The organism is Streptomyces subrutilus (assembly GCF_008704535.1).
Lineage (GTDB): Bacteria > Actinomycetota > Actinomycetes > Streptomycetales > Streptomycetaceae > Streptomyces > Streptomyces subrutilus.
This window is the reverse complement of the sequence record NZ_CP023701.1, coordinates 3,644,449-3,667,987: the sequence shown is the minus strand read 5'-3', so window position 1 is coordinate 3,667,987 and position 23,539 is coordinate 3,644,449. Positions and strand designations below refer to the sequence as shown.

The 23,539-nt window shown below is 73.7% G+C and carries 17 protein-coding genes; 6 read left to right on the top strand and 11 right to left on the bottom strand.

Translation table 11 applies throughout. The features are described from left to right. The first annotated feature begins 74 nt into the window (after positions 1–74). From CP968_RS16015 to CP968_RS15995, 5 genes are read left to right on the top strand one after another with little or no spacing between them, the layout of a single operon-like run. Complete coding sequence (locus CP968_RS16015) at positions 75–407, top strand: hypothetical protein (protein ID WP_150518664.1); 333 nt, start codon at positions 75–77, stop codon at positions 405–407. A 44-nt stretch (positions 408–451) separates the two neighbouring features. Then, complete coding sequence (locus CP968_RS16010; RefSeq protein WP_150518663.1) at positions 452–763, top strand: pore-forming ESAT-6 family protein; 312 nt, start codon at positions 452–454, stop codon at positions 761–763. Positions 764–790: 27 nt separating this feature from the next. Further along, positions 791–1,231 (top strand): DUF6507 family protein, encoded by a 441-nt coding sequence (locus CP968_RS16005; RefSeq protein WP_150518662.1) that lies wholly within the window; start codon positions 791–793, stop codon positions 1,229–1,231. Beyond that, entirely contained in the window at positions 1,228–4,083 is a 2,856-nt protein-coding gene (locus CP968_RS16000) for a hypothetical protein (RefSeq protein WP_150518661.1), read from the top strand. The genes CP968_RS16005 and CP968_RS16000 overlap by 4 nt, the downstream gene beginning before the upstream one ends. A 17-nt stretch (positions 4,084–4,100) precedes the next feature. Further along, on the top strand, positions 4,101–4,955 hold the full coding sequence (locus CP968_RS15995; protein ID WP_229886771.1) for an immunity 49 family protein: 855 nt from the start codon (positions 4,101–4,103) through the stop codon (positions 4,953–4,955). A gap of 182 nt (positions 4,956–5,137) precedes the next feature. Here CP968_RS15995 and CP968_RS15990 read toward each other — a convergent pair whose 3' ends face one another. The 6 genes from CP968_RS15990 to CP968_RS15965 form a co-directional block, all read right to left on the bottom strand. Next, positions 5,138–5,320, bottom strand: a complete 183-nt coding sequence (locus CP968_RS15990) for a hypothetical protein (RefSeq protein ID WP_150518660.1) — start codon at positions 5,318–5,320, stop codon at positions 5,138–5,140. Between the two features lie 207 nt (positions 5,321–5,527). Continuing rightward, positions 5,528–8,521 carry an NHLP bacteriocin export ABC transporter permease/ATPase subunit gene (locus CP968_RS15985; protein ID WP_150518659.1) on the bottom strand — a complete coding sequence of 998 codons (2,994 nt, stop codon included), beginning with the start codon at positions 8,519–8,521 and terminating at the stop codon, positions 5,528–5,530. Next, positions 8,518–10,836, bottom strand: a complete 2,319-nt coding sequence (locus tag CP968_RS15980) for an NHLP family bacteriocin export ABC transporter peptidase/permease/ATPase subunit (protein WP_150518658.1) — start codon at positions 10,834–10,836, stop codon at positions 8,518–8,520. The genes CP968_RS15985 and CP968_RS15980 overlap by 4 nt, the downstream gene beginning before the upstream one ends. Positions 10,837–10,885: 49 nt before the next feature. Then, positions 10,886–11,698, bottom strand: coding sequence for an HlyD family efflux transporter periplasmic adaptor subunit (locus CP968_RS15975; RefSeq protein WP_150518657.1), 813 nt, complete (start codon positions 11,696–11,698; stop codon positions 10,886–10,888). Positions 11,699–11,721: 23 nt separating this feature from the next. Continuing rightward, positions 11,722–13,239 carry a SagB family peptide dehydrogenase gene (locus tag CP968_RS35365; RefSeq protein ID WP_150518656.1) on the bottom strand — a complete coding sequence of 506 codons (1,518 nt, stop codon included), beginning with the start codon at positions 13,237–13,239 and terminating at the stop codon, positions 11,722–11,724. 97 nt (positions 13,240–13,336) lie between these two features. Next, complete coding sequence (locus tag CP968_RS15965; protein WP_150518655.1) at positions 13,337–15,589, bottom strand: TOMM precursor leader peptide-binding protein; 2,253 nt, start codon at positions 15,587–15,589, stop codon at positions 13,337–13,339. Between the two features lie 289 nt (positions 15,590–15,878). Here CP968_RS15965 and CP968_RS15960 point away from each other — a divergent pair, with 289 nt between their 5' ends. Continuing rightward, on the top strand, positions 15,879–18,416 hold the full coding sequence (locus CP968_RS15960; protein ID WP_150518654.1) for a helix-turn-helix transcriptional regulator: 2,538 nt from the start codon (positions 15,879–15,881) through the stop codon (positions 18,414–18,416). A gap of 40 nt (positions 18,417–18,456) precedes the next feature. On the opposite strand, the gene CP968_RS15955 is transcribed toward CP968_RS15960, so the two are convergent. The 5 genes from CP968_RS15955 to CP968_RS15935 form a co-directional block, all read right to left on the bottom strand. After that, a complete protein-coding gene (locus CP968_RS15955; RefSeq protein WP_150518653.1) occupies positions 18,457–19,875 on the bottom strand; it encodes an NAD(P)/FAD-dependent oxidoreductase in 1,419 nt (472 codons plus the stop codon). A 253-nt stretch (positions 19,876–20,128) separates the two neighbouring features. Further along, positions 20,129–20,797, bottom strand: a complete 669-nt coding sequence (locus tag CP968_RS15950) for a VOC family protein (protein WP_150518652.1) — start codon at positions 20,795–20,797, stop codon at positions 20,129–20,131. Beyond that, positions 20,743–21,618: a hypothetical protein gene (locus CP968_RS15945; RefSeq protein ID WP_150518651.1), complete on the bottom strand. Its 876-nt coding sequence runs from the start codon at positions 21,616–21,618 to the stop codon at positions 20,743–20,745. The genes CP968_RS15950 and CP968_RS15945 overlap by 55 nt, the downstream gene beginning before the upstream one ends. 95 nt (positions 21,619–21,713) lie before the next feature. Beyond that, positions 21,714–22,622 (bottom strand): alpha/beta fold hydrolase, encoded by a 909-nt coding sequence (locus tag CP968_RS15940; protein ID WP_150518650.1) that lies wholly within the window; start codon positions 22,620–22,622, stop codon positions 21,714–21,716. After that, positions 22,619–23,539 carry a Rieske 2Fe-2S domain-containing protein gene (locus tag CP968_RS15935; protein WP_167536808.1) on the bottom strand — a complete coding sequence of 307 codons (921 nt, stop codon included), beginning with the start codon at positions 23,537–23,539 and terminating at the stop codon, positions 22,619–22,621. Before CP968_RS15935 ends, CP968_RS15940 begins: the two co-directional genes overlap by 4 nt.

Sequence of the window (23,539 nt, the reverse complement as noted above, 5' to 3'; positions counted from 1 at the left end):
TGCTGGTTGCACTAGCGATGAGAGTTGATAGAAATGAACATACTTACGATCGTTCGAGCGTGCGGGGGAGTGGAATGAAGTTCGACATGGGGACGCAGGTGCTGACGAGCCTGATGTCGGGTTCGCGGAACTCGAGTACCGACCTGGGGACGCTGATCCAGCAGCTGATCAACGCGGCGCAGCCCCTGGAGGGCAAGTTCAACGGCCAGGGCAAGGTCGCGTTCGACTCCTTCAAGCTGCGTTCGGACGCGATCACGAAGGAACTGAACGCCTCGCTGTCGGCCATCCTGGGCGGCCAGTCCGGCATGGAGCAGGCCTTCGGCACCGGCGACCAGGAGCAGGGCGACAACGCGCGCACGCAGATGGGCGCGGGCAACTTCGACGCGGCCCGGTTCTCCGGCCGCTGACCGCCTTCCGAAACCCTTCAACCACACGGGGAGTGTGATGCGTGATGGCCGGTGACACGGACCGTCGGTCCTACGACGTGGGTGCGTCGACCGAGGCACAGGGCAACATCCAGGTGGTCATCGGCCAGCTGGAGCAGGTGATCGCGGCACGCGAGGCGCAGGTGACCGCGGCGATGTCGGACTTCGCCGCGGACGGCGTGGCGGACGACTACCACGCCAAGGAACTGCGGTGGAAGAACGCCTCGCAAGAGGTGAAGAACATCATCCGGCTGCTCAAGACGACGCTGGAGAAGAACGACGCGACGGCGCACCAGACGCTGGCGCGGGCCAAGGCCGCGGTCGACAACATCGGCTGAGCGGGTTGTCGGAGCTTCGGGGGAGCCATGACGTCGTGGGACATCAAGCCGCAGGGTGTGCAGAGCCAGCTCAAGCTCACCGGTGAGCGGGCGGGTGATCTGGAGAAGGCGCTGAACAAGCTGATGTCGGACATGTCGGAGGCCGCGTACGCGGCCGGCACGGCGATTCCCGGCTCGGCGGCCAAGGTGCCCTCGCCCGCCATGCAGGGGCCGGTGGCGACGGGGCAGGTGCCCCTGTCGCACCGGGGCAGCACGGGCCCGGTGGGCGCGGCGCTCAGCCAGTACCTGGAGAAGCGGCAGACGGACCTCACGGCCATGGTCAACCGCATCCAGGCCGCGGTCCTGGGCGCGGCCAAGGCGACGAACGAGTACGTCCAGGGCGACCTGGAAGCGGCCAAGGAGGCCCAGGACGCGGCGAAGAGCGTGCGCCTGGACCAGCTGAAGGACGCCGCGGGAGGCGCCAAGTGAGCAACGCACCGGTCGATCCCGCCAACGTGCCCGTCTTCACCGGCCAGTTGTCGGTGCTGGACGAGAAGGTCAAGGCCCTGTCGGCGGACGGCGGCGCGCTGGCGAACGCCGGCTCGTCGGTCCACACGACCTTCGGCGGGATGTCGGCGTACTACCAGGCTCCCGAGGCGGAGCAGCTCTTCGCGGTGACGAAGCCGGTCGTGGACATCACGCTGTCGTTCAGCGGCGACATGTGCACCATCGCGGGGGCCCTGGGCACGTACGCGCAGGAGATCCGGCCCCTGGTGAAGAAGCTGGAGGAGCTGAAGGCGGACGCGGCGGCGTTCCGGTCGAAGGTCTCGCACGACGAGGACTGGATCGAGGACGGGGACCTCATCGAGGAGAACCTCGACCGCCGCAACGAGATCGCCGAGGTGTGGACGCGGTTCCAGGCGGCGGAGCGGACCGCGCACGACAAGATCGTGGCGCTGGTGTGCGGTGCGCCGCTGAAGGTGAACGACGGCTCCAACGCCGAGGGCATGTACGGCTACGACGCCGAGGCCCTCAAGCACGCGAAGTCCCTGCCGTGGGGCGACGCGGTGGAGGAGTCGGTTCCGGCGTGGCAGGTGTGGGAGCACGCCTGGGACTTCGGCAAGGGTCTGATCGTCGACGGCGTCTGGGGCACGATCAAGGGCCTGGGGACGCTGGTCGGCTTCGACGGCTGGGACGCGGCCGGGCAGGCGTGGACGGGGCTGGGGAAGCTCGCGACGGGCCTGGTGATCACCGCGACGCCTGCGGCGGCGGTGTTCTGGGCGGCGGACGACAAGGACCTGCCGTCGTGGATCCGCGATTCGCGGACGGCGATGAAGGAGACCGGCAAGGCGCTCCTCGCCTGGGACCAGTGGGGTTCGAACCCGTCCCGCGCGGCGGGCGCGGTCACGTTCAACGTGCTGACGACGGTGTTCACCGGCGGCGCCGGCGGCGCGGCGGCGGGCGCGGGCAAGGCGGGGATCGCGGCGAAGGCGATCTCGCTGGCGGGCAAGGCGGGTCGGGCGATCGATCCGATGACGTACGTGTTCAAGGGCGCCGGCGCCGGCATCTCGAAGATCGGCGACGTGATGGCCGGTCTGAAGGGCATGGGCAGGGTCGAGGTCCCGCGGATCGACGAGGGCGCGTTCAGCCTTCCCGAGGGCGCCGTGGAGCTGCCCGACGGAACGATTCAGCTGCCCAAGGACACCCCGATACCCGAGGGGGCCGTCAAGGTCTCCGACGACACCATCAGGCTCCCCGAGGGCACCGCCGCGCTGCCCCCGGGCACGGTGAAGCTGCCGTTCGACGGCCCCGCGACGTACGCGGACGAGGCGGGCAACCTCTACAAGGAGGACGGCAGCCTCTACCAGCGGGCCGACGAGGCCAGGCCCGAGCCCTCCCCGAAGCCCGAGGCGGGCGCGCACACCCCCGGGACGCAGGCGCCGGTCCGCCGGGAGGTCCCGGTGCTGGCCGGCGTCGGCGCCCGCGGCGGCGACGACGTCATCCGCCTCGGCAGCGACGCCCAGGCCCCGGTGCACACGGTGGACAACGCCGCCCACAACGGCGCCCACGGCGTCGACCACACCCCCACGGGCCGCGCGGGCGACCCCGCCACCCCGGGCGGCCACGCCCCGGAGGGAACACCGCGCAACGACCTGAACCAGCCCCCGCGCGGCGGCCACGGCGACTCCCCGGCCACCCCCGCCACCCACGGCACCGACTCCCAGGGCCCGGGCGGCTCCCGTCCGGACGGACCGGGCTCGGGCGGCGGCCACCCCGACGGACCGGGCTCGGGCGGCGCGCACAACCCCCTGGGCGGCCACGGACCCGGCGGCTTCGACGGCATTCCGGGGCTCGACGACATCCCGGGCCTCGGCGACGACGCGGCCCGCGCGGGCGACGGAACGAACCCGGCGGGCGGCCACGACGGGCAGCCGGCGCACCCGACGCCCGGCTCGCAGCTGACGCCCGAGCAGGTCAAGGCCAAGCAGGACGGGTTCGTACAGCGGGCCAACGACCCCGACAAGACCTGGTTCAACCAGTACTACCGGTCGGACGGGCACCGCCTCAGCGTCCAGACCAAGATCGACGACGTCGAGCTGCCGATCCTGGCGAAGGACGGCGACGGGTCCTGGATCTCCAAGAACAGCCTCCCCTCGGCCACCTCCGAGACCAGGTTCGGCCGCGCCGAACTGGGCCGCAGCGAGACCCTTCCCAAGATCGACGACCTCGACGACGTCGCCAGGGACCGCAAGGCCTCGGTGGATCTCGCCAACGCCGAGCGCCTGCACAAGGCGTCTCCCACCGCCGAGACGCTGGAGAGGCTGGCGGACGCACAGAAGCGCTTCGACGAGCGCATCACCCCGCGGTGGGGCGAGAACACCTCCAACAACACCTCCTTCTCGGAACGCCTGGGCGAGGACGCGGCCCGCCTGCACGTCGTACCGGAACGGTTCCCCGGCGCCGTGGAGCAGGTGCTGCCGAAGACGCCCAACGGCGCCAACATGTTCGACCAGATGTACCGCACCCCGGACGGCAAGCTGGTGATCATCGAAGCCAAGGCGCCCTCCTCCGGCCTCATGTGGCGCAAGGGTGTCGGGCCGGCCAAGGGCTTCATGGTGAAGCAGGGCACCGAACCGTACCTCCGGACGATCATCGCCGAGATGCAGCTGCGCCCGACCCTCCACGTGACCGACGCCGGGGGCAGGGTGTGGACCAACGCGGAGCTCGCCCTGGAGCTCAAGACCGCCCTGGACGGTGGAAACTTGGAGTACGCCATGGTGAAGGCCAAGGACGGCGGCGCTCAGTACGCTGGGGCCGTCCTCGAACACTTCAAGATCTGACGAAGGAGACGGCGTCCGTGATCGTGCTGCGCCAGGACTATCCGCAAGACGCGATGGCGGCGGTGGTGCCCGTCATGGAGGTGTCGCTGTCCGATTCCCTGAAGGAGATCGAGACCTCGCACGTGTCCCGGTCGGGCGCGCTCGCGGAGTCGCTGAACGTCGCCCTGGTGCGCTGCGTCGGGGACCCGGACGCCGTCATGCTGGAGACCTGGGAGTCCTGGCTGCTGGCCATGCAGGTCCACACGGCCGTCTTCGCCGCGGCCGTACCCGGCGGGGAGGCGGTCACCTGCAAGATCCGCCAGGAGGAGCGCCACCTCGCCACCACCGGGCCGCAGACCTACCTCAACGCGGACACCTGGCTCGACGCCTTCTACCTGGCGGTCGTCTGCCGCGAAGCGGCCCGCCTCGACATGCTGGCCCGGATCCCGGTGTCGCTGCTGCGCGACTTCGGCGGCGCGCTGGACGAGTACACCTACGCCTGGGTGGAGACCCTCCAGAGCTTCTGGCTCCGCCGCGACGACCTGCGCACGCACCTGGTCCGCGCCGTGGACCTGAGCGCGCCGGAGAAGGCACGCGTCGTCGACGCGGAGACCATGGGCAAGCTCCGGTACCCGCCGATCATGATGCTCTACCGCTACCTGCGCAACGACGCCGCCGGCTTCAACGAGGCCCTGGCCGACGCGGTCCGCTGGCACAAGGAGTACTGGACCGCGGACGAGGACCGCTCCCAGAACATCCAGGGCGTCGTGGCCCTCGCCCCCCTGGCGATCGCCTGCCTGGCGAAGGCGAACGGCATCGCGGTCGAGACCGAGTCCGGCTACCTCCCCGAGGCGCTCCTGGACTTCGCCTGGCGCGGCGAATTCGACGCGTGACGTGACCCCCGCACCGGGCCCGGCGTGACCGAGGTGCCGGCAACGGGGGTGCGGAGGCGGCGCCGGACCGCCGGACGGGTCCGTACGGTGTGGAAGGCCCAGGTCGTCGGCCCGGGCCTTCTGGGGAGCGGGGGGAGCGGCCGGCGTCAGCGCCGGGCCCGCTCCGCCGTGGAAGGGGTCCGTCAGCCGCGGGCGGCGCGGCGGCCGAAGGCGAACCAGAGGCCCAGCAGCACTCCGCCGCCCACGGCGACGACGGTGGTGACCTTGCCGGAGGCGAGGGTCGCGGTGACGACGACGGCCAGGGCGTACGCCACGGGCAGCAGTACGTTCAGGTTGGTGGCGGCTGTCTTCGGGCCTTGTGACATGGGTGGGTCCCCCTGCTCGGTGGTTCGGTGGATCGGTCGTACCCGTCCGCACGCCAGGTGAGCGGCGGGCGGGTTGGTCGTGGGGCGCATCGTTCCGGAAGGATCATCTCACCTGACGGCGGCTGCCGCGGGCGGTCGGACGGAGGCGCTCCGCACCCTTCGACCGCCACCGCCGTCCTGGCTCATTGTCCGTCACATCTCCTTGTCTCAGGACCTGTTGGCGGCATCGGACATCTGCGGGCCCGCCAGCCGGGCGAAGAGTCCGTCCGCGTCCGCCATGAGCTCCTCGTACGTGCCCTGCTGGACGATCCGGCCCCGGTCCATGACCACGATGCGGTCCGCGTCGACCACGGTGGACAGCCGGTGCGCGATGACGATCCGGGTGGCGTTCAAGCGGCGCGTGCTCTCGGCGACCAGGCCCTGCGTGGGGTTGTCGAGGGCGCTGGTGGCCTCGTCGAAGAAGACCAGGCGCGGCCGGGCCACCAGGGCGCGGGCGATCATGAGGCGCTGGCGCTGGCCGCCGGAGAGGGTGTTGGTGCCCTCGGAGAGCACGGTGTTCATGCTCATCGGCATGGCCCGGATGTCGTCGGCCAGGCCCGTCATCTCGGCGGCCGCCCAGGCGTCGTCGAGGGTGTGGCCGCCGGAGCCGACGATGTTGGCGAGGATGTCGCCGGCCTGGAGCGCGCCGTTCTGAAGTACCACTCCGCACTGCCGGCGGACCGCCGAGACGTCCAGCTCGGCGAGGTCCTGCCCGTCGTACAGCAGGCTGCCGGACATGGGGGTCTCGAAGCCGAGCAGCAGCCGCAGCAGGGTGGACTTGCCGCTGCCGGAGGCGCCGACGACGGCGATGAACTCGCCCGGGGACACCGCGAGGCTGACGTCGTCGAGGACGAGCGGACCGTCCTGGCCGTAGCGGAACGACAGGTGCGAGACGGCGATCCGGCCCGACAGGTCGCCGGGGTCGACCTTGGTGCCGTCGTTCTCCGGCTCCGCTTCGAGGATGGGCTTCAGCCGCTCCAGCATCGGGACGGTGCCGATGGCGGTCACGGCGGAGGCGGTGAACTGCAGGCCCGCCGAGAGCAGCAGGTTGAAGGCCGCGAAGAACGGCAGGAAGACGGCGAGCGGGACCTCCCCGTGCAGGGGGCCCGCGGTCACGCCGAAGACGACCGCCGAACACACCAGCGGGAAGCCGGCGTTGAAGGTCGTCACGCTGTTCTGCACCCGGCGGACGCGGGCGGACAGGCCGTGGCCGCGGGCGGCCAGCCGGGTCCACTCGGCGAAGGCCCGCTCCTCGGCGGCGGCCACCCGCAGTTTCGGCATGGCGGTGAGCATCTGGAAGACCATCGCGGACATCGCCTGCTCGTGCGTGTACTCGTTGCGCGCCCACCGCAGTTGGAGCCGGCCGGCCGCCGCGGCGAACAGCACGCCGACGGCCGTGAGGCCGGCGGCGACCAGGGCCAGCGTCAGGTCGTACCAGAAGACGAGGGCCAGGTTGGCGAGGCCGGTCAGCAGGGCCAGCGTGGCCGTGGTGAGCATCCCGGACAGGAGTTCCTGGGCGGCGGTGACACCGAGCACGGTGGTGCCCAGCTCGCCGGTGGAGTAACGGGTGAAGAACGCGGCCGGCAGGGACAGCAGCCGGTTCCACAGCCCGGCCTGCATGGCGGCGCCGGTGCGGCTCTCCAGCCGTAGGACGGCGAGGTTCTGTACGACGGACAGCGCGGCGGTCACCAGGCCCGAGCCGATGACGACCAGGGACCCCTGCACGATCAGGTTCCGGTTGGCGTCGGCCACGAACTCGCCGAGCACCTTGCCGGTCATGACCGGGATGATCAGGCCGATCAGGGCGACGAGCACGCCGGTGAGCGCGAGCCGGGCCAGGTCCCGGCCGTGCCCCAGGGAGGGCGAGAGGCCGAACCTCAGCAGGCTGGGGACGTCGCGCACGGCCGCGGGCAGCGGCCGGTACAGCACGACGGCGGCGGGCCGCAGCCGGCCGGCCGTCTCGGCGTCGAGCAGGGAGACGCTGCCCTGGTCGACGAGGACGTAGCCGTGGCCGAGGGGCAGCAGCGCGACGGGCCGGCCCGTGACGTGGTAGCCGACCACCGGCCCCACGTCGCGGGTCCACCAGCGGCCCTCCAGCCGGATGCCCCGGGTGCGGAAGCCGGAGGCGAGGGCGATGGCCCGCAGGTCCGCGGCGGGGCTGCGGCGGCCCGGGCCGGGGCTCCGGAGCGGCGGGCGGACCGAGAAGCCCTGCCGGGAGGCGACCAGCCGGACCGCGGCGAGCATCGGCTCGTCGTCGGCGACGTCCGCGAGCTTCAGACGGGTGCCGGTGTCGTGCAGGACCGCGTCGAAGGTGCGGACGGCGGACGACAGGACCCTGCCGTCCTGGGCGCGGCGCGCGGCGAGCTCTGCGCGCTCGCGGGCCCGATGGACGGCGATGCGGTGGTCGACGGTGGCGCGCAGCCGGGCGGAGTGCTCGGTCAGCGCCTCCGTCAGCCGGCCCTCCCGGTAGACGGAGAGGAGGGAGGCGGTGGCGAGACGGGCGGGGCCGCGGGCCCGGACCCAGTCCTGCTCGGTCAGGACCAGCTCGGCGCCGGGGCCGACGGGCTCCAGCGCACCGGTGTCCTCCTCCCCGTCAGGGCCCTCGGCGGCGCCCTCGGTGGCCGGGTCGCCCGGGTCGAGGAGGCCGGACTCCACGCGGACGAACTGCACCCCGTCGACGGAGCGGGCCACGTCGCCCTTGTCGAGTGCGGTGGCGTCGGTGGTGTTCAGGGACGTGAACTGGCGGGGCGCGAGGGCGCCGGGGAGTGCTTCGGCGAGGGCGGTGAGCCCGGCGGTGAGGCCGGCGAGGAGCCGGGCGTGGTCGAGCCCGGCGGGACCGTCGCCGGCCGACCGGGGCAGGGTGGCCCGGCCCTGGCGTATCTGGTCGAGGAGGGACAGCGGCAGCCGGGTGAGCCGGGCGTCGAGCACGGGCCGGGCGATGACGGTGTGGCGGCTCTCGCCGCCGGTGCCGCACACCACGAGCATGCCGGCCTCGGCGCGGCACAGGAAGTAGCGCCGGCCGTGCTCCTCGCCGTCGCCGCCGTCCCGTCCGCGGTCCACCGCGAACAGGTCGGCCGCGCCGGATTCCACGTACAGCAGGGTCGCGGGGTCGTCCAGGCAGACGGTCCGGGCGGGGCCGGCCGCGGCGGAGGGAGTGCTCACAGGGTGTCCTTCTCCTCGGAGCGGCTGGAGTCGAACAGGGCGGCGTAGCGGCCCTGGGCGGTCAGCAGTTCGTCGTGCGTGCCGCGTTCGGCGATGACGCCCCGGTCGAGCACGATGATCTCGTCGGCGTCGCGCACGGCCGACAGCCGGTGGGCGATGATCAGGCAGGCGCAGCCGCGACGGCGCAGGTTGTCCATGACGGTGCGCTCGGTGGCCGGGTCGAGCGCGCTGGTGGCCTCGTCGAGGACGAGCAGGGTGGGGCGGGCGGCGAGCGCGCGGGCGAGTTCCAGGCGCTGGCGCTGGCCGCCGCTGAAGTTGCTGCCCTGTTCGCACACCTTGGCGTTGATGCCGCCGGGCCGGGACATGACCTCGTCGAAGACGGCGGCGTCCTGGAGGGCGGCGAGGACGACCTCGTCGGGCACGGTGTCGTCCCACAGGGTCAGGTTGTCGCGGACCGTGCCGGCGAAGAGCGCGACGTCCTGGTCGACGTAGGCCATGGAGGCGGCGAGGACGGTGCGGGGGATCTCCTCGCGGGGCTGTCCGCTGATGAGGATCTGCCCCGAGCGCGGCTCGTACAGGCCGGTCACGAGCCGGCCCACGGTGGACTTGCCGCTGCCGGAGCCGCCGACGATCGCGGTGCGGGAACCGGGGGTGACGGTGAGGGTGAGCGCGGTGACGACGGGGTCGGAGAGCGGGCCGTACCCGAAGGTGACCTCGTTCAGGGTGAGTTCGCCGTCGAGCCGGTTGGCCGGGGCGTCGGGCCGGCCGGCGGTGGCGTCGTCCGTCAGGGCGCCCCGTGCGGATGCGGCGGGCTGGAAGCCCCGGGCCTGCGGGTACTTCTCCACGTCGTGGATGCGCTTGAGGTCGGCGTTCATCTCCTGGAGCCGGCTGCCCAGGTTGGTGAGCTGGGTGACGGGGCGGCTGAGGGCCGCCAGCAGGGTCTGGAAGGTGACGAGGATGCCGACGCTGAGGGTGCCGTCGGCCACCCGCAGGCCGCCGACGAGCAGCATGACGCCGATGTTGACGACGGCCAGCAGGGGCGGCAGGACCGTCAGTACCGCGGTGGTCTGTCCGAGCCGCTGCTGGGCGGTGGTGACCTTGGCGAGGAAGCCGGCCCAGCGGGTGAAGGCGTCGGGCTCGGCGCCGGTCGCCTTGACGGACTCGATCGTGGAGAGGGTCGCGAAGGTGGTGCCGATCAGGTTGCCGCGGTCGGCGCGCAGCGCGTCCACGGCGTCCTTGCGGGAGCGCGACACCAGTTGCAGGACCAGCACGTTGAAGGCGGCGGTGGCCAGGCCCAGCAGGCCGAGCAGGACGTCGTAGCGGACCATCAGGCCGCCGTAGAAGACGACGAGCGCGATGTTGATGGTGGTGGCGGCGACGTCGCGCGAGAGGATCATCGCGACGGTGTCGTTGCTCGCGACGCGCCGGGCGACCTCGGCCGGGCGGCGCTGCAGGAAGAACTCGATGGGCAGCCGCAGCAGATGGCGGAAGAAGCGCGCCGACGCCACCAGCCCGGTACGGATCTCCATGCGCAGCAGGTAGTGCTGCTGCACGGAGGTGAGGACGAAGACCATCAGCGCGGTGACGGCCATCGCCAGGATCAGGGGCAGCACGGCCGTGGGCGAGTCCGAGACGAGCACGCGGTCGAGGAAGACCCGCGAGTAGGCGGCCCCGACGATGCCCGGCACCACCAGCAGCAGGCTGGCCAGCAGGACCAGGGGCAGGGCGCGCCCGGACGGCAGGCGGCGGTCCAGGAGGGCGGCGGCGGTGCTGCTGCGGCGGCCGCCGGGCGTGAAGTCGGGGCCGCGTTCGAAGGTGAGGACGATGCCGGTGTACCCGGAGTCGAACGCGGACCACTCCATCAGGCGGGGGCCGCTGGCCGGGTCGTTGACGGCGACCTGGGTGCGTCCGAACCGGGTGGTGATGCCCTCGACCACCATGAAGTGCTGGAATGCCCAGAAGATGATGACCGGCCCGCTGCGGAGCTTCTCCTCCAGCTGGTCGGTCTCCGCCTGGAAGCCCTTGGCGACGAGCCCGAACGAGCGGGCCGCGGCCAGCACGGAACTCGCGCGGGCGCCGTCCCGGGAGACGCCGCACAGGGCGCGCAGCTCCTCCAGCGGGACGTGGCGCCCGTAGTGGGCGAGGATCATCGACAGACTGGCCGCGCCGCACTCCACCGATTCCATCTGCAGGACGGTGGGCACCCGGTGCGCGCGGCGCCGGGCCCAGCGGCGGTTGCGGGCCGCGGTGCGCTTGGTGCGGCGGGCGTCCCGGCGGGAGGCGGCCACGGGGGGTCGGGTCTTCGTGTCGCTCATGGCTGCCGTTTCCTCAGCTTGTCGTCGGGTGGCTCGGCGTCGGCGCCGCTCAGCGCCCCAGCACCAGGTCGAACGGCGACTGGGTGCGCAGCTCGATGGATGCGGACACGGAGGTCTGCGAGCTGAGCCGGATGGGCGGAGGCTTGGCGGAGCTCCAGGCGTAGCCGGAGGCGGAGCCCGATTCGGGGATCAGGTCGACGGTGACCAGGCGCGGGGCCTGGTCCTGCTGGAAGCTCTGGGCGGCCAGTTCGCCGCCGGCGATCGCCGCGAGGCCCTCGCGGGTCAGCGGGTACGGGTCGACCCGGGTGACCGTGCCGCGCAGCAGCCCGTAGACGGCCGGGGGCGCGGTCGACACGTTCAGGTCGACGGGGCGGCCGGGCACCAGGCGGGCGGCCCGGTCGGCGGGTACGAAGACGAGCGCGACGAGGCGGTCGCCGGGGAGGTCGGTGCGTTCGACGGTGGCGACGGTGGCGCCGGCCGGGACGAACTGGCCGGTGGTGAGCGTGGCGCTGATGATCTTGCCGGCGAACGGGCTGGTGATCGTACGGATCTCCCCGGACGGGTCGGCGAGGCGGGCGACGGGCTGCCCGGCGCGGACCTCGTCGGCGGGGCGGACCAGGAGGTCCTGTGCCATGCCGGTGTACGGGCTCTGGACCTGGCTGGTGCCGCCGGGGTGGGTCAGGACGCCCGGCGCGGAGACGGTGACGTCGAGCCGGGCCAGGACCGCCCACACACAGGCTCCGACCATCACGATGAGCACGACGAAGACGGCGATCCAGCCGCGCGGGGCCGCGAGCATGACGGCGGCGTCGAGCTCGTCCGGCTCCCGCTTGCGCTGGAGCGCCTGGTAGCGGAACTTCATGGTGGTGTTCCCCCCTTGCCGGGTCAGAAGTCCGCTGCGGCGGGCTCGGTGGCGCGCTCGGCGGCCGGGGCCGCGGCGGCTCCGGTGGCGGCGGCGGTGGCGGCGGCCGTGTCCGTGTCCGTGGCGGCCGGCCCGGCCGGGCGGCTGCCGATGACGAGCTCGCCGACGGTGCCCTCCAGCAGCGGGTCGCGGCCGGTGGCGGCGGCGAACGCGCTGGTGTCGCCGCCGCCCAGTCCGCACACGGCCAGGCCCATGGCGGTGGCCACCAGGTAGACGGTCTGGTAGAGCACGCCGACGTGCTTGAGGATCAGCGGGTAGGCGACCGTCTCGTACTTCCACATCACACGGCCGAAGCGGGCGGCCACCAGCAGCACGACCTGCGGGTCCCCGTCCATCATCGTGCCGCCGCGGGCCTCCTTGACCAGGGTCGCGGTGGCCGGGCCCGGCGCGCCGACCCGCTCCAGTTCGTGCCGGTCGGGCGCGTACCGGTAGAGCCCCGGCTCCAGCCCCTCGCAGCGCGTGACCAGCGGGTAGACCTCCAGCTCGTGCACGGCTCCGCCGCTGGGCAGCGGGCGGTCGGCGAGTTCCTGGCCGTCGCTTCCGGTGAACGTGCCGCGGATGCGGACGGTCCGGTAGAGCAGCTCGGCGAGCTGGGCCAGCGTCAGCGGGTGCTCGGGGTCGTGCGCGCGGGTGGAGGTGCGCTGCTCGATGGCCTCGGTGAGGCTCAGGTCCCGGGCGGCGATGGCTTCGAGGTCGGGCACGGGCAGGGCCACGCGCGGGCCGTCGGCGGCGGGCGCCGCGACCGGCTCGGGGCCGAAGCGCTCCCTGTGCCGGTAGGTGCCGCCGTAGCCGGGCGCGGAGGCCGGGACGCGGGTGCGGGCGTGGAAGGCGAGGTCGAGCGGGTGCCACTGGACGCTGCCGCGCTCCTCGGCCTGCGGGTCGGCGTCGGGGCCGCCGGGGGCCAGCGCGCCGGCGGTGGCGAGCAGCCGCACCAGCGGGGCGGGGGCCTCTCGCGTCCAGGTGGTCAGCAGCGGGAGCAGGGCGGTGGCGCCGGCGCCCAGTTCCACGGCGAGCGGGCTGCCGGGGGCGCGCAGCGCGAGGGTGCCCTCGGCGGGCGACAGCAGGGCGTGCCGGCTCAGCCGTACGGGGCCGCGCGGGGCGGGCTTGAGGGTGGTGGCGCCGCGGCCGACGGTCACCAGGCGGGCGACGGCGGCACCGTCCGGGCCGGCCACCGCGTGCTCGACGAGGCCCGCGGCTTCGAGCCTGGAGCGCAGGATGTGCCAGCGCAGCAGGCCCGTTTCGCCGTCGTGGGCCACGATGAGCGCGCCGATCGCGGCCTCGTCGTGGTCGTCCTCGCCGAGGGCGCGCAGCGCGGCCTCGGCGCCCGGGGTGAGGGCGCCCAGGCGCACGGCGCCGTAGCGGGTGGTGAGCTGCCCGTCCCGGAAGGCGCCGCCCCGGGCCAGTCGGCTGGTCAGGGTGTACGTGCCGGACGCCGCGGACGCCGGCGGCGCCTCGCCCGGGAGTGTGCTCGTACTGGTCATGGCTCCAGCCCTGATGAGGCGCGGGCCGGAGCGTGTCCGGCCCGCGGGTGTGACGGACGATCAGCGCGATCCACCCGCGGGGAGCGGGCTCGGCGGCTCAGAAGAAGACGTTCCACTGGTTCAGGCCGGCCTCGGGGAGCGGCTCCGCGAGGCGGCCCATGCGGACCGGAGCCTCGTAGAGCCGGCCGGGGCCCAGCCGCCGCCAGAAGTGGCGCAGGCCCGGGGCGATCACCTTGACCACGTTGAGCTCCAGGTCGGGGCGCGTCTGGTCGACGACGATGACCTCGGAACCGGCCTCCTTGATCCGCTCGACCTGCTCGCGGATGCGGGCGGCGAGATCGAACCCGGCCTGCGGGCCGACCGTGGTGGCCGGCAGCTCCGGGTCGGGCAGCAGCCAGGGCTCCGCGGCGACGGTGGCCGTCTTCAGCCAGGTCAGGGTCTCCAGGTCACCGACGAGGTAGGAGGTGTTCCCGTCGGCGTCGCGGTTCTCGATCATCGGAAGGAACTGGTTGAGCTCGGTGAGCGCGCGGAAGGCGGCGACGCGCGGGTCCGGGTGGGCGCCGAAGCCGACCATGATGTCCTCGACGCTGTGGCGGCGGCGCGAGGCGGCCACGTACACCGGCATGCCGAGGTCGGTGGTGAGGTCCATCATCCACAGGTCGCGGTCCATGGCTCCGTAGTAGGCGCGCAGCTGGTCCACGTACGGGTCTTCGAGCGAGTCCATGTCGAAGGCCGGCAGGCGCAGCCGGTTGTACCACCACACGGCGACGGCGTCGCGCTCGGTCAGCTCGCACAGGCCCTGGAGGATCGCCTCCTCCAGGGAGTTGCCGGCGGCGGTGCCGTTGGAGTCGGCGATGCAGAAGAAGTGGTCCTGGAGGTCCGGGTGGCCGTACCAGACGTAGGCGGCCGGGATCAGGCGCTCCTCGTCGTGGGTGAGGGACCAGCCGGCGGTCCAGTCGATCGGGACGTCCTCGGGGAACCGGTCCGGCACCTTGTGGAGGCGGTTGGCGGGGTCCTGGTTCCAGGTGTCGCGGGCGGCGACCTGCGCTTCGGAGAAGTGCAGCAGGGCGGCGGGGTGGACGACGGTGTCGGCGTCGAGGTCGCGGTAGGCGGTGCGCCGCACGGCCTCGTCGCCGCGCCAGACGCCGGCGTAGCGCTCGATGGCCTCGCAGACGGCGCTGACCTTGGCCTGGATCTCGGAGCGGCCCTTGCCGCCGCTCTGGCCGCGCAGGTTGCGGCGCAGCAGGTCCATGCTGTCGTTGACCATCGCGAAGTTGTGGCCCGCGGCGTAGCTGTAGGTCAGCGTGTTGGACTCGGGCGTGTGCGACACCAGCTTGGTGATGGCACCGAGGTGCGGGCTGATGTGCCGCTCCAGACGGGCGAGGGTGGCCTCGGGGCTGGTGACGCGGTAGCCGCCGTCGCTGGTGTGGCTGGCGTCGCCGGAGGCCAGGACGATCTTGGGGCTGCGCTCGCCGACCAGGGACGGGTCTCCGCAGGAACGGCACTGGGGCTGGCGGACCAGTGGGTGCCGGTCGGTGGTGAGGGTGGCGAGGTCGAGGGTGACCATCTGCCCGCACAGGGCGCCGGGTTCGCCGGTGGCGGCGATCCGGGCGGCCTCGGCGGCGATCAGGCCGGCGGCGGCCAGCGGTCCGGCGGGGATGCCCGCGCGGGACGGGTGGCGGGGCACGCCGTCGCCGCGCTTGCCGGCCAGGTAGCGCTCCAGCTGGCGGTTGCCGGCCAGGCGCTGGGCCAGGCAGGTCCAGCAGCCGGTGTGGTCCGGGTCGAGGAACGGGCCGATCCAGGGCGAGATGCCGCCGGTGCGGGCCAGCAGCCACGGCTTGCCCGCCGCCAGCTGGCGCTCGTTGCGGGCTTCGAGGACCGGGTCGAGGTAGTCGTCGACGAGGACGACCGAGATGCCCTCTTCGGGCACGGTGTCGAAGGCGCCGGTGCGGGCGTCCAGGCCGAGGGCGCGCAGCGCCGCGAGGACCGGCTCGGGGTCGACGCCGGCGGCCGCGCAGACCGTGACGGGCGCGGTGCCGAGGGTACGGGCGGGATCGATGCCCAGGGCGTCCCAGTACGCGAGGGTGGCCTCCGGCAGGTCCGGCCGGCCCTCGGCCAGGTGACCGGCGGCGCCGAAGCGGGTGAGCGCAGCGAGCACGGTGGGGATGGGCAGCGTGCCGGCGAGCGCCTGCACGATCTCCATGACGGTCTTGCGGCCGTCCAGGTGCGGGAGCACAGCCGCGGCCGCTTTGCCGGGCACCAGGTAGTCCTGGCCCTCCGCGTAGAGGAAGACCCGCTCGCCCTCCACCACCTCGACGTGGAAGTGGGCCTTGAGGCGCGGCTTTTCCATCTGTCCCCCTTGCTTCTCGCGGTCAGCCCTGACGTGGCATCACCGCGGCAACCAAAACACGGGGCCGACCCCGGGTAAATGCTTCACCTGATACGCAGGAAGGCCCCCGAATACGTAGCCCGGCGGTGTTTCATACGTACCGGGACGCGAGGCGGCTCGCGAGGCGGTGCGCGAGGCGGCGCGCACGGAATTCAATCGTCCGGTTGCCTCGCGGGAACGTCGGCCCAACTGGGCTTGCAGGACTGCACTTTGGCTTGATCTGCACCCAGCGGAATGCGACATTGACCCCATGCATTCACCCAACGGGGATCTGTACCACCGCGAGCGTGAGATGGGCCTCCTCCAGGGTGCCGTCGGTGAACTCGCGCTGGGACGGCCGACGGTGGCCACTATTCACGGGCCGCACGGAATCGGTAAGTCCGCCCTGCTGAACGCGGTGCCCCGGCTGCTGCCCCCCGGGACGCTGGTGCTGCGGGCGCGCTGCCATCCGAGCGAGAGCCAGTTCCCCTACAGCATGGTGAGCCAGCTGTTCGACCCGGTCCTCGGCGGCGCCGGCGGCCCCGGCACGCCCGGACCCGGGCTCGGGGAGGCGGGCCCCACCCACGAGGCCCTGCTGGGCCTCCTGCGGACCACCCGCTCCCTGGCCGTCGACCGGCCGGTGGCCATCCTCGTCGACGACCTGACCAACGCCGACCCGCACTCGCTGCGCTGGTTCTCCTACATCGCCCGGCGGCTCGACGACCTGCCGGTGCTGATGGTGGCCACGCTGCCCGCCTCGGCCGCCGCGCAGGTGGCGGAGCAGCTCGGCCCGCTTCCCTACCTGCTGCGGCTGTGGCCGGAGCCGCTGTGTCCGACCTGTACGACCGAGCTGGTCGACCGCGCCTTCGACAGCCCCGTCGACCAGGAGCTGGCGGCGCTCTGCCACACCCTCGCGCACGGGAACCCGCTCGTGCTGCACGACCTGGTGACCCGGCTGCGGCGCACCCACGTGCCGCCCGGCTCGCCCGACCCCGAGCAGGTGCTGCCGATCGGGGCGCAGGCCCTCTCGGAGACCGTGCTGGCCTGGCTCGACGAGGACGACCCGTGCGCGAGCGAACTGCTCACGCAGCTCGCCGTCCTGGGCCCCGACACCGAGCCGGCCGTGTCCGCCGCGCTCTCCAAGCACGGCGAGGTGCACGACCAGCAGGCCCGCGAAACGCTGGTGCGGGCCGGGCTCCTGGAAGCCGGTGCGCCCGGCCGCTTCACGCACACGGCGGTCCGGCCCGCGGTCCTCGCCCGGGTGTCGGCGCACGAGAGGCTGGTGCTGCACGGGCGCGCCGCGGCCGTACTGGCACGGCTCGGCGCCCCGGCCCGGCAGACCGCGGACCAGCTGATCCTGGCGGGCTGCGACTGGGGGATCGACGTGCTGCGCGGCGCGGGCATCCAGGCGGCCGGGGTCGGCGACCACGAGTCCGCGGCCCGCTACCTGCGGCGCGCGCTCACCCTGCTGGAGCAGCGCGGCGCGCCCGGGGCGGAGGGCGACGAGAACGCGGCGAAGGAGGCCAGGGAACGCGAAGAATCGTTTCTTGACCTGACGGTGCGGCTCGGCGCCGTCGAACTCCACCGCGACCTCGACTCCTGCTCCCGGCAGGCCGCGGCCGCGGCCGACAGCCCGCTGGGCCCGGTCCGGCGCGCCGAGGCCCTGGCCCGGCTCGCCTCTCCCGCGCTCGTCTCCCGGATCGAGGGCGCCCAGCCGTTCGTCCGGGTCTGCGGCGAGCTGGCGGCACTGCCCGCTCCGCCGCGCGAGCACCTGCTGCGGCTCACCGCGCAGACCCTGCTCACCGGGCACCGCTCCGGTCTGCGCCGGGCGGCCCGGCTCGCCGCCGCCGACCCCGGGGACCCGGCCGCGCACGTCTTCGCCGGGGCGCTCGCCGCGGCCGCCGCCGCCAGCGGCCGGCTCGGCACCGCGCGCCGGATGGCCCTGCGGGTCGCGGCCGGCCCGGCGGGCGCGCCGGAGGGGACGGCGCCCGCGTCGACGGCCGGCCCGGTCGGCGCCGCCCTGGCCCTGACCTGGACCGGCGACCTCGACGGGGCCGCGGCCCTCGCCGACCGGCTGATCAGCATGTCCCGCGCCTCCGACGACCACGCCACCACCCTGCTCGCCCACCTCGTGCGCAGCGAGGTCCGGCACCGCCGGGACGCGCACACCGACGCGCACACCGACGCCGAGGCCGCGCTGCACCTCGCCCGCCGGCTGAACGCCCCCGCCCTGGCCGGCGCGGCCGCCGCGGCCGCGGCCCGCGCCCTCGTGGGCCTGGGCCGGGTCGCCGAAGCGGCCGCCCTGCTGACCGGCGAACCGGCGGCCGGGGACGCCCACCCGTTCATCAAGGCGCTGTCCCTCCAGGCACACGGCACGGTCGCCGCGGCCCTCGGCGACCACACCGCCGCCGTGCGCCTGTTCCTCGACTGCGGCCACCGGCTCGCACTGCGCGGCATCACCCACCCCGGCTGCGTGACCTGGCGGGCCCAGGCGGCCGCCTCGTACCGGGCCCTGGGCGAGGAGGCCGCCTCGGCCACGATCCTGGACGGCGCGCCCCGGCAGCGGGGCACGGCGCCGCGGCCCCGGCCGCAGCCCCGGCAGCCGGAGCGCGCGCGCACCCTGCTGAGCCCGGCGGAGCAGCGGGTGGCCGAGCTGGTGGTGCGGGGCAGCTCCAGCCTGGAAGTCGCGGAGAAGCTGTTCCTCAGCAAGCGCACCGTCGACACCCATCTGGGCCGCATCTACCGCAAGCTCGGCATCCACAGCCGGCACGAGCTGGCGGGCGCGATCGGCGAGGAACTGCCGGTGTGACACCGGGCGGTGGACGCAGCCGCCGGGCCCGCCCGCCGCGTCAGGCGGGCGCCGCCTCCGCGGACCGGCCGGCCCGGCCTATGCCCAGCCGGGGAGCGGTCGTCAGGTACAGCCCCGTCGCCGTGTCGTGGCCGCCGATGTCGTGCTGCCCGGACATCCGGTCGGCCAGGACGTCGGCCGGCAGCGGACCGGCGCCGCCCGCCCGCTGCGCGTCGTCGAGGTCCAGGGCCCCGGCGGTGAGCGCCGCGAACGCCTCGCTGTCCGGCGCGGAGCGCATCGGGTCCGGGCTCTCCCGTCGGCCCATCAGCTCGGGGTGGCGGCCGCGGGCGAGGCGCTGGGCGAGCCAGAAGTACGTGGACTTGCCGCGGTACTGCTCGTAGAACCCGGCCACCATCGAGAACATGCGGGCGTACGCGTTGCGGTAGAGCGCCTCGTAGAAGGACAGCGCCTCCTCCTCGGTCACGTCGCCCGCGTCGGCCGCCGTGATCGACGCGGCGGCGAGCATGCCGCTGTACATGCCGAGGTGGACGCCGGTCGACAGCAGCGGGTCCAGGAAGCACGCGGCGTCGCCGGCGAGGAAGTAGCCGGGCCCGCAGAAGCTGTCGGCCGTGTACGAGAAGTCCTGCTCGACGCGCACGTCGTGCTGGAACACGCCCTCCGCCACCAGTTCGCGCACGGTCCGCGACTCCTGCACGGCGTCCAGGAACAGGGCCTCCATGCCCGCCGCGCCCGCCGGGTAGCCCTGCTTCCGCTTGAGGAAGTGGTCCTGGTGGGTCACGAAGCCGACGCTGTACACGTCGTCCTTGAGCGGGATGACCCAGTACCAGCCCTCGGGGGCGGAGATGACGTTGATGCCGCCGCGGGGGGTGCGCGGCAGCAGCGCGCCGCCCTGGTAGTAGCCCCAGACGGCCACGTTGCGGAACACGTCGTGGGGGGTGCGGTTGTCGAGGTGGCGCACCGACAGCAGGCCGGCCCGGCCGGTCGCGTCGATCACGTAGTCGGCGCGGGTGGTGTGCTCCCGGCCCTCGTGGGTCCACTCGACGCCCGCCGCGCGGCCGTCCTCGAAGAGCACCCTGCGGGCCTGGGCCCCCTCGACGACCTCGACGCCCTGGGAGGCGGCGTGGCGCAGCAGGACCTCGTCGAAGTCCGCGCGGTCGACCTGCCAGGAGGTCTGGGCGTTGGTGCCGAAGATCTCGGGCCAGTCGACGACCCAGTCGCGCTCGGCGCCCCAGCGCAGCAGCAGGCCTTCCTTGACCTGGTAGCCGCGCGCTTCCACCTTCTCCAGCGCACCGGCCAACTCGATGATGGACCGGCAGGACGTCGCCACGGATTCCCCGATGTGGTAGCGCGGGAAATGGGCGCGCTCCAGCAGTTTCACGCGCGCGCCCTGGCGGGCCAGCAGCGCCGCGGCAATGGAGCCGGCCGGCCCACCGCCCATGACCACGATCTCGGATGCCATCGCTTTTGCCTTTCCGTTCCCCCGACGGAATTCCACCGCATTCCACGCGTCACGCGCGAGCGCGGGAATCCTTCACAGCGGATGTCTCGCATCGGATTTCTTCGGCCGAATCGACCTTCGCACGACGGGCGGGACGAATGAACAGGAGGCGATGCGCAGCGAGGGATTACGTATCCGGCGGATTGCGTAGGCGGCGGCCGGTCAGGAGCGGCCGGTGCGGAGCGGCCGGTGAGGGCGGTCCGGGGGACCGGTTCTAGGCGGCGCCGAAGCCGTCCGTCACGCCGAACACCGCTCCCCAGGGATCGCCCAGCAGTCCCGGGGCGAGGACGCGGGCGCCCGCCGCGCGGGCGAGGTCCTCGAAGGCACCGGTGTCGGCCACCCCGAACCGCGGCACCCAGCGTGCGTCGGTCCCCGCCGCCGCCTCCTCGGTCTCCGGCCGGGCGCCGCAGACCTCCCGGTAGAAGTCGCCCGACTCGCCCGGCCGCGGCGTGTGCAGGGCGGCGCCGGTCAGCGCGCCGGCCTCGTCGACCACCACCACGCCCTCGTCGTGGGCGCCCCGCCACAGCCCGAAGGCCGCGCCCAGCGGGTCCACGGCGAGGCTGAGGCGGCCGTTGCCGCCGGCCGGGACGCCCGCCACCACCACGCGGCCGCCGTGCCGCTCGGCCCGCCGCACCGCGGCGTCGAGGTCCTTCGCCGCGAGGTACACGGTCCACGCGGAGCCGAACCGCGGCCCGGCCGGGCTCGGTCCGAGGCCGCCGACGATCTCGCCGCCGAGCAGCACCAGGTGGTAGCCCCGGCCGCCCTCGGGCCGGAACTCCCAGCCGAAGAGGGCCGCGTAGAAGTCCTTGGCACCGGTGGGGTCGACGCCTACGTGGTCGATCCAGCAAGGAGTTCCGTCAACGTAGGAGGTGCGGCGGGGCACGGCGCGGTTCCCTTCGGGGTGGTCGCGGTCAGTCGTCGGTCGAGCACGTCGGCGGCCTCTTCGGCGGCGCCGGATTCGGGCAGCAGGAGGCGCATCCGGGGGGTGGCCGCGAAGGCGGGGTCCGCCGAGGCGTCCGGGGGCCAGACCGAGGCGGCGAAGTTCCAGTCCTCCAGCCGGGACCGCTGCGTGCCCCTGCTGCAGAGCCGGACCAGCGTGGCCGGGCCGAACCGTTCGCGGATGCCCGCCGTGGCGATCAGCCGCTCCGGGCGGACCTGGACGGAGGGGCCGGTCAGCGGCGAGCAGACCGTTCGCACGTCACTGCCGGAGCCGTCGGTGAGGCCGGCGGCCGGGGCGGCCTCCAGGGCGGCGCCGCGCAGTTCGAGGGGCAACTGGTAGGGAAGTGTCTCCCCGGTGACGCGGTCGACGATCAGGTATTGGCCGGAAACCATGCGCCACCCGCGTGCGCCCAGGGCGAGCGCCACGGAGTTGCGCGGCGATCCGATGCCGCCGACCAGCGCCACCACGCCGGCTCCCTTGGCCAGCACGGCTGCCTGGACGACCGCGTACGGGTGCTCCAAGACGGCGAACGGCGGCAAGACTGGCGGGATTCCGCCTATGCCGTGGTAGGCCCAGCGGCGCAGCACGCGCCCCTCGCCGTCGAGCACGCGCACCTCGCGCCCTACCTGCCCCACCCCGGTGTGCGGGGCGAAATGCAGGCTCACCGCGGTCCGCACCGGCTCCGCCCGTTCCTCCAGCAGGTGGCGGCCGAAGTAGAAGGCGAGGTCAGACTCCTCCACCAGCCCCATAACTTGGAGGATCATCCCAAAGAACTCGAGCGTGAATATCGGCATGTCCCCGCCCCCCGATTTGCTTCCCCTGGTCACTTTATACGGGCACCGAGAGGGCCATTAAGTGGCTAACAGGCCAACAGGTGCTCCAGCAGCAGCGGCGCCACGGCCCACGGCTGTTCGAGAAAGGGCAAATGACCCGCGTCGGGAACCACCTGCACGCGGCAGCCGGGCACCGTCCGGGACAACAGAGCGGCATTGTCGTGGAACACGGGCATGTCGGCGCTGCCGGTCAGTGCGAACGTACGAGCCGTGATCCGCGCCAGGTCCTCCCCGGAGTGCACGTGCCCGCTGAGCCCCGCCATCGCCCCGTTGTCCAGCTCGGCCCAGGAGTGGCGGGCCACGACGGACCGCAGCTCGGCGCGGAGCACCGGATGGGCCTCGGTGCCCCGGAAGATGTCCGGCGGCGCCGCCATCCACAGATCGGCCAGCAGCTCGGCCGCCTCCGCCCCGCGCATCCGGCGCAGCATCAGCATCTCGATGTACCGCTTGCGGGCCGCCGGGTCGGGCGGTCCGCCGGCCGGGGTCGGCGCGCCCACGACGAGGCGGTCGACCTCGTCGGGGTACGCGAGCGCCATCTCCAGCGCGACGGTCGACCCGAAGGACAGGCCCACCCACCGCCGGGCCTCCTGCTCACGGGCCAGTCCCCGCACGCGCGCGGCGAGTTCCGGCATGGTCAGCCCGGGGCGCAGCGCCTCGGAGCCGCCGTGCCCCGGCAGGTCCACGCCGACGTGGCGCAGCCCGGGGAGCAGCCGCCACAGGGGCCGCCACAGGGTGGCGTCCATGGTGTAGCCGTGCACCCACAGCACGGTGGGGCCGCTGCCGTAGGTCAGGGTGCGCAGTCCGTCGTACGCGCCCTCCCGCTCGCCGGGCAGCGGCTCGCGGGAGACGTGGCGCCCGTCGCCGGCCCCGCCGGTGCGGCCCCCGCGGTGGTCGGCTCCGGCCGTCGTCCCGGTCCCGGTCCCGGTCCCGGTCACGGTGCCTCCCCGTCGCCGAGTTCGGCGAAGCCCGCGCAGAACTCGCGGTACGCGACGACGGCCGCGTCGGCCGCGTCGTAGCGGGGCGTCACCCGCGGGTTGAGGTGCTCCCAGACGGTGATGTCCTCGGCGAGGGCCCGCTCGCTGCCGGCGACCAGCATGGGCAGCTGGTTCTCGCGGCCTTCGCGCACGCCGACGGCGACCCGGGCGACACAGCCCCCGCGCCCGTCGGGCACGGCGCCGGTGACGATGACGTGCACCTCGTCGGCGGGCCCGAACTCGGTCACCACCACGCCGGGGCTGTACGCGCGCGCGTGGAAGCGCGGGACGTACGGCTGCGCCGGCGCGCCGCGGCCGGACCAGGGCGAGGCCGACATCGGGAACTCCCCGTCCATCACCAACTCGCCGTGCACACCGGTGGAGTGCCGCATGCCGCGGAGCCGGTGGACCTTGTGCAGCGCCGTGAAGTGGTCGGTGTCGAAGGCGTTCTCGACGACGAGGTCCGCGGCCGCGGCCACCGGCCGCTCCACCGCCTTGACCAGCGGCATCGAGCCGGCCAGTTCCTTGAGCACGGTGCGCAGCCCGCGGTCGTCGTCCGGCCCGTCGGTGAGGCGCACGAAGACGGCGTCGCCGCACTCGACGACCTCGTGCTCGCGCACCCAGGGCCGGCCGCCCTCGCCCGAGGGCTGCCCCAGCCCGATGCGCCGCCCGTGGAAGGGGCACACCAGGCAGCCGCCCTCCACCCGGCCGCCGTAGCCGAGATGGGCGCCGCGGTGCGGGCAGTCGGCGTCGTGGACGCGCAGGCGGCCCGCCGTGCGCACGGCCACCAGACGGCGCCCGCCGATGTCCAACGGAACCACCTCGCCGACCAGTTCGGACGCGAAGGCGGCCAGGTACCACCCCGAATGGACGTTCAC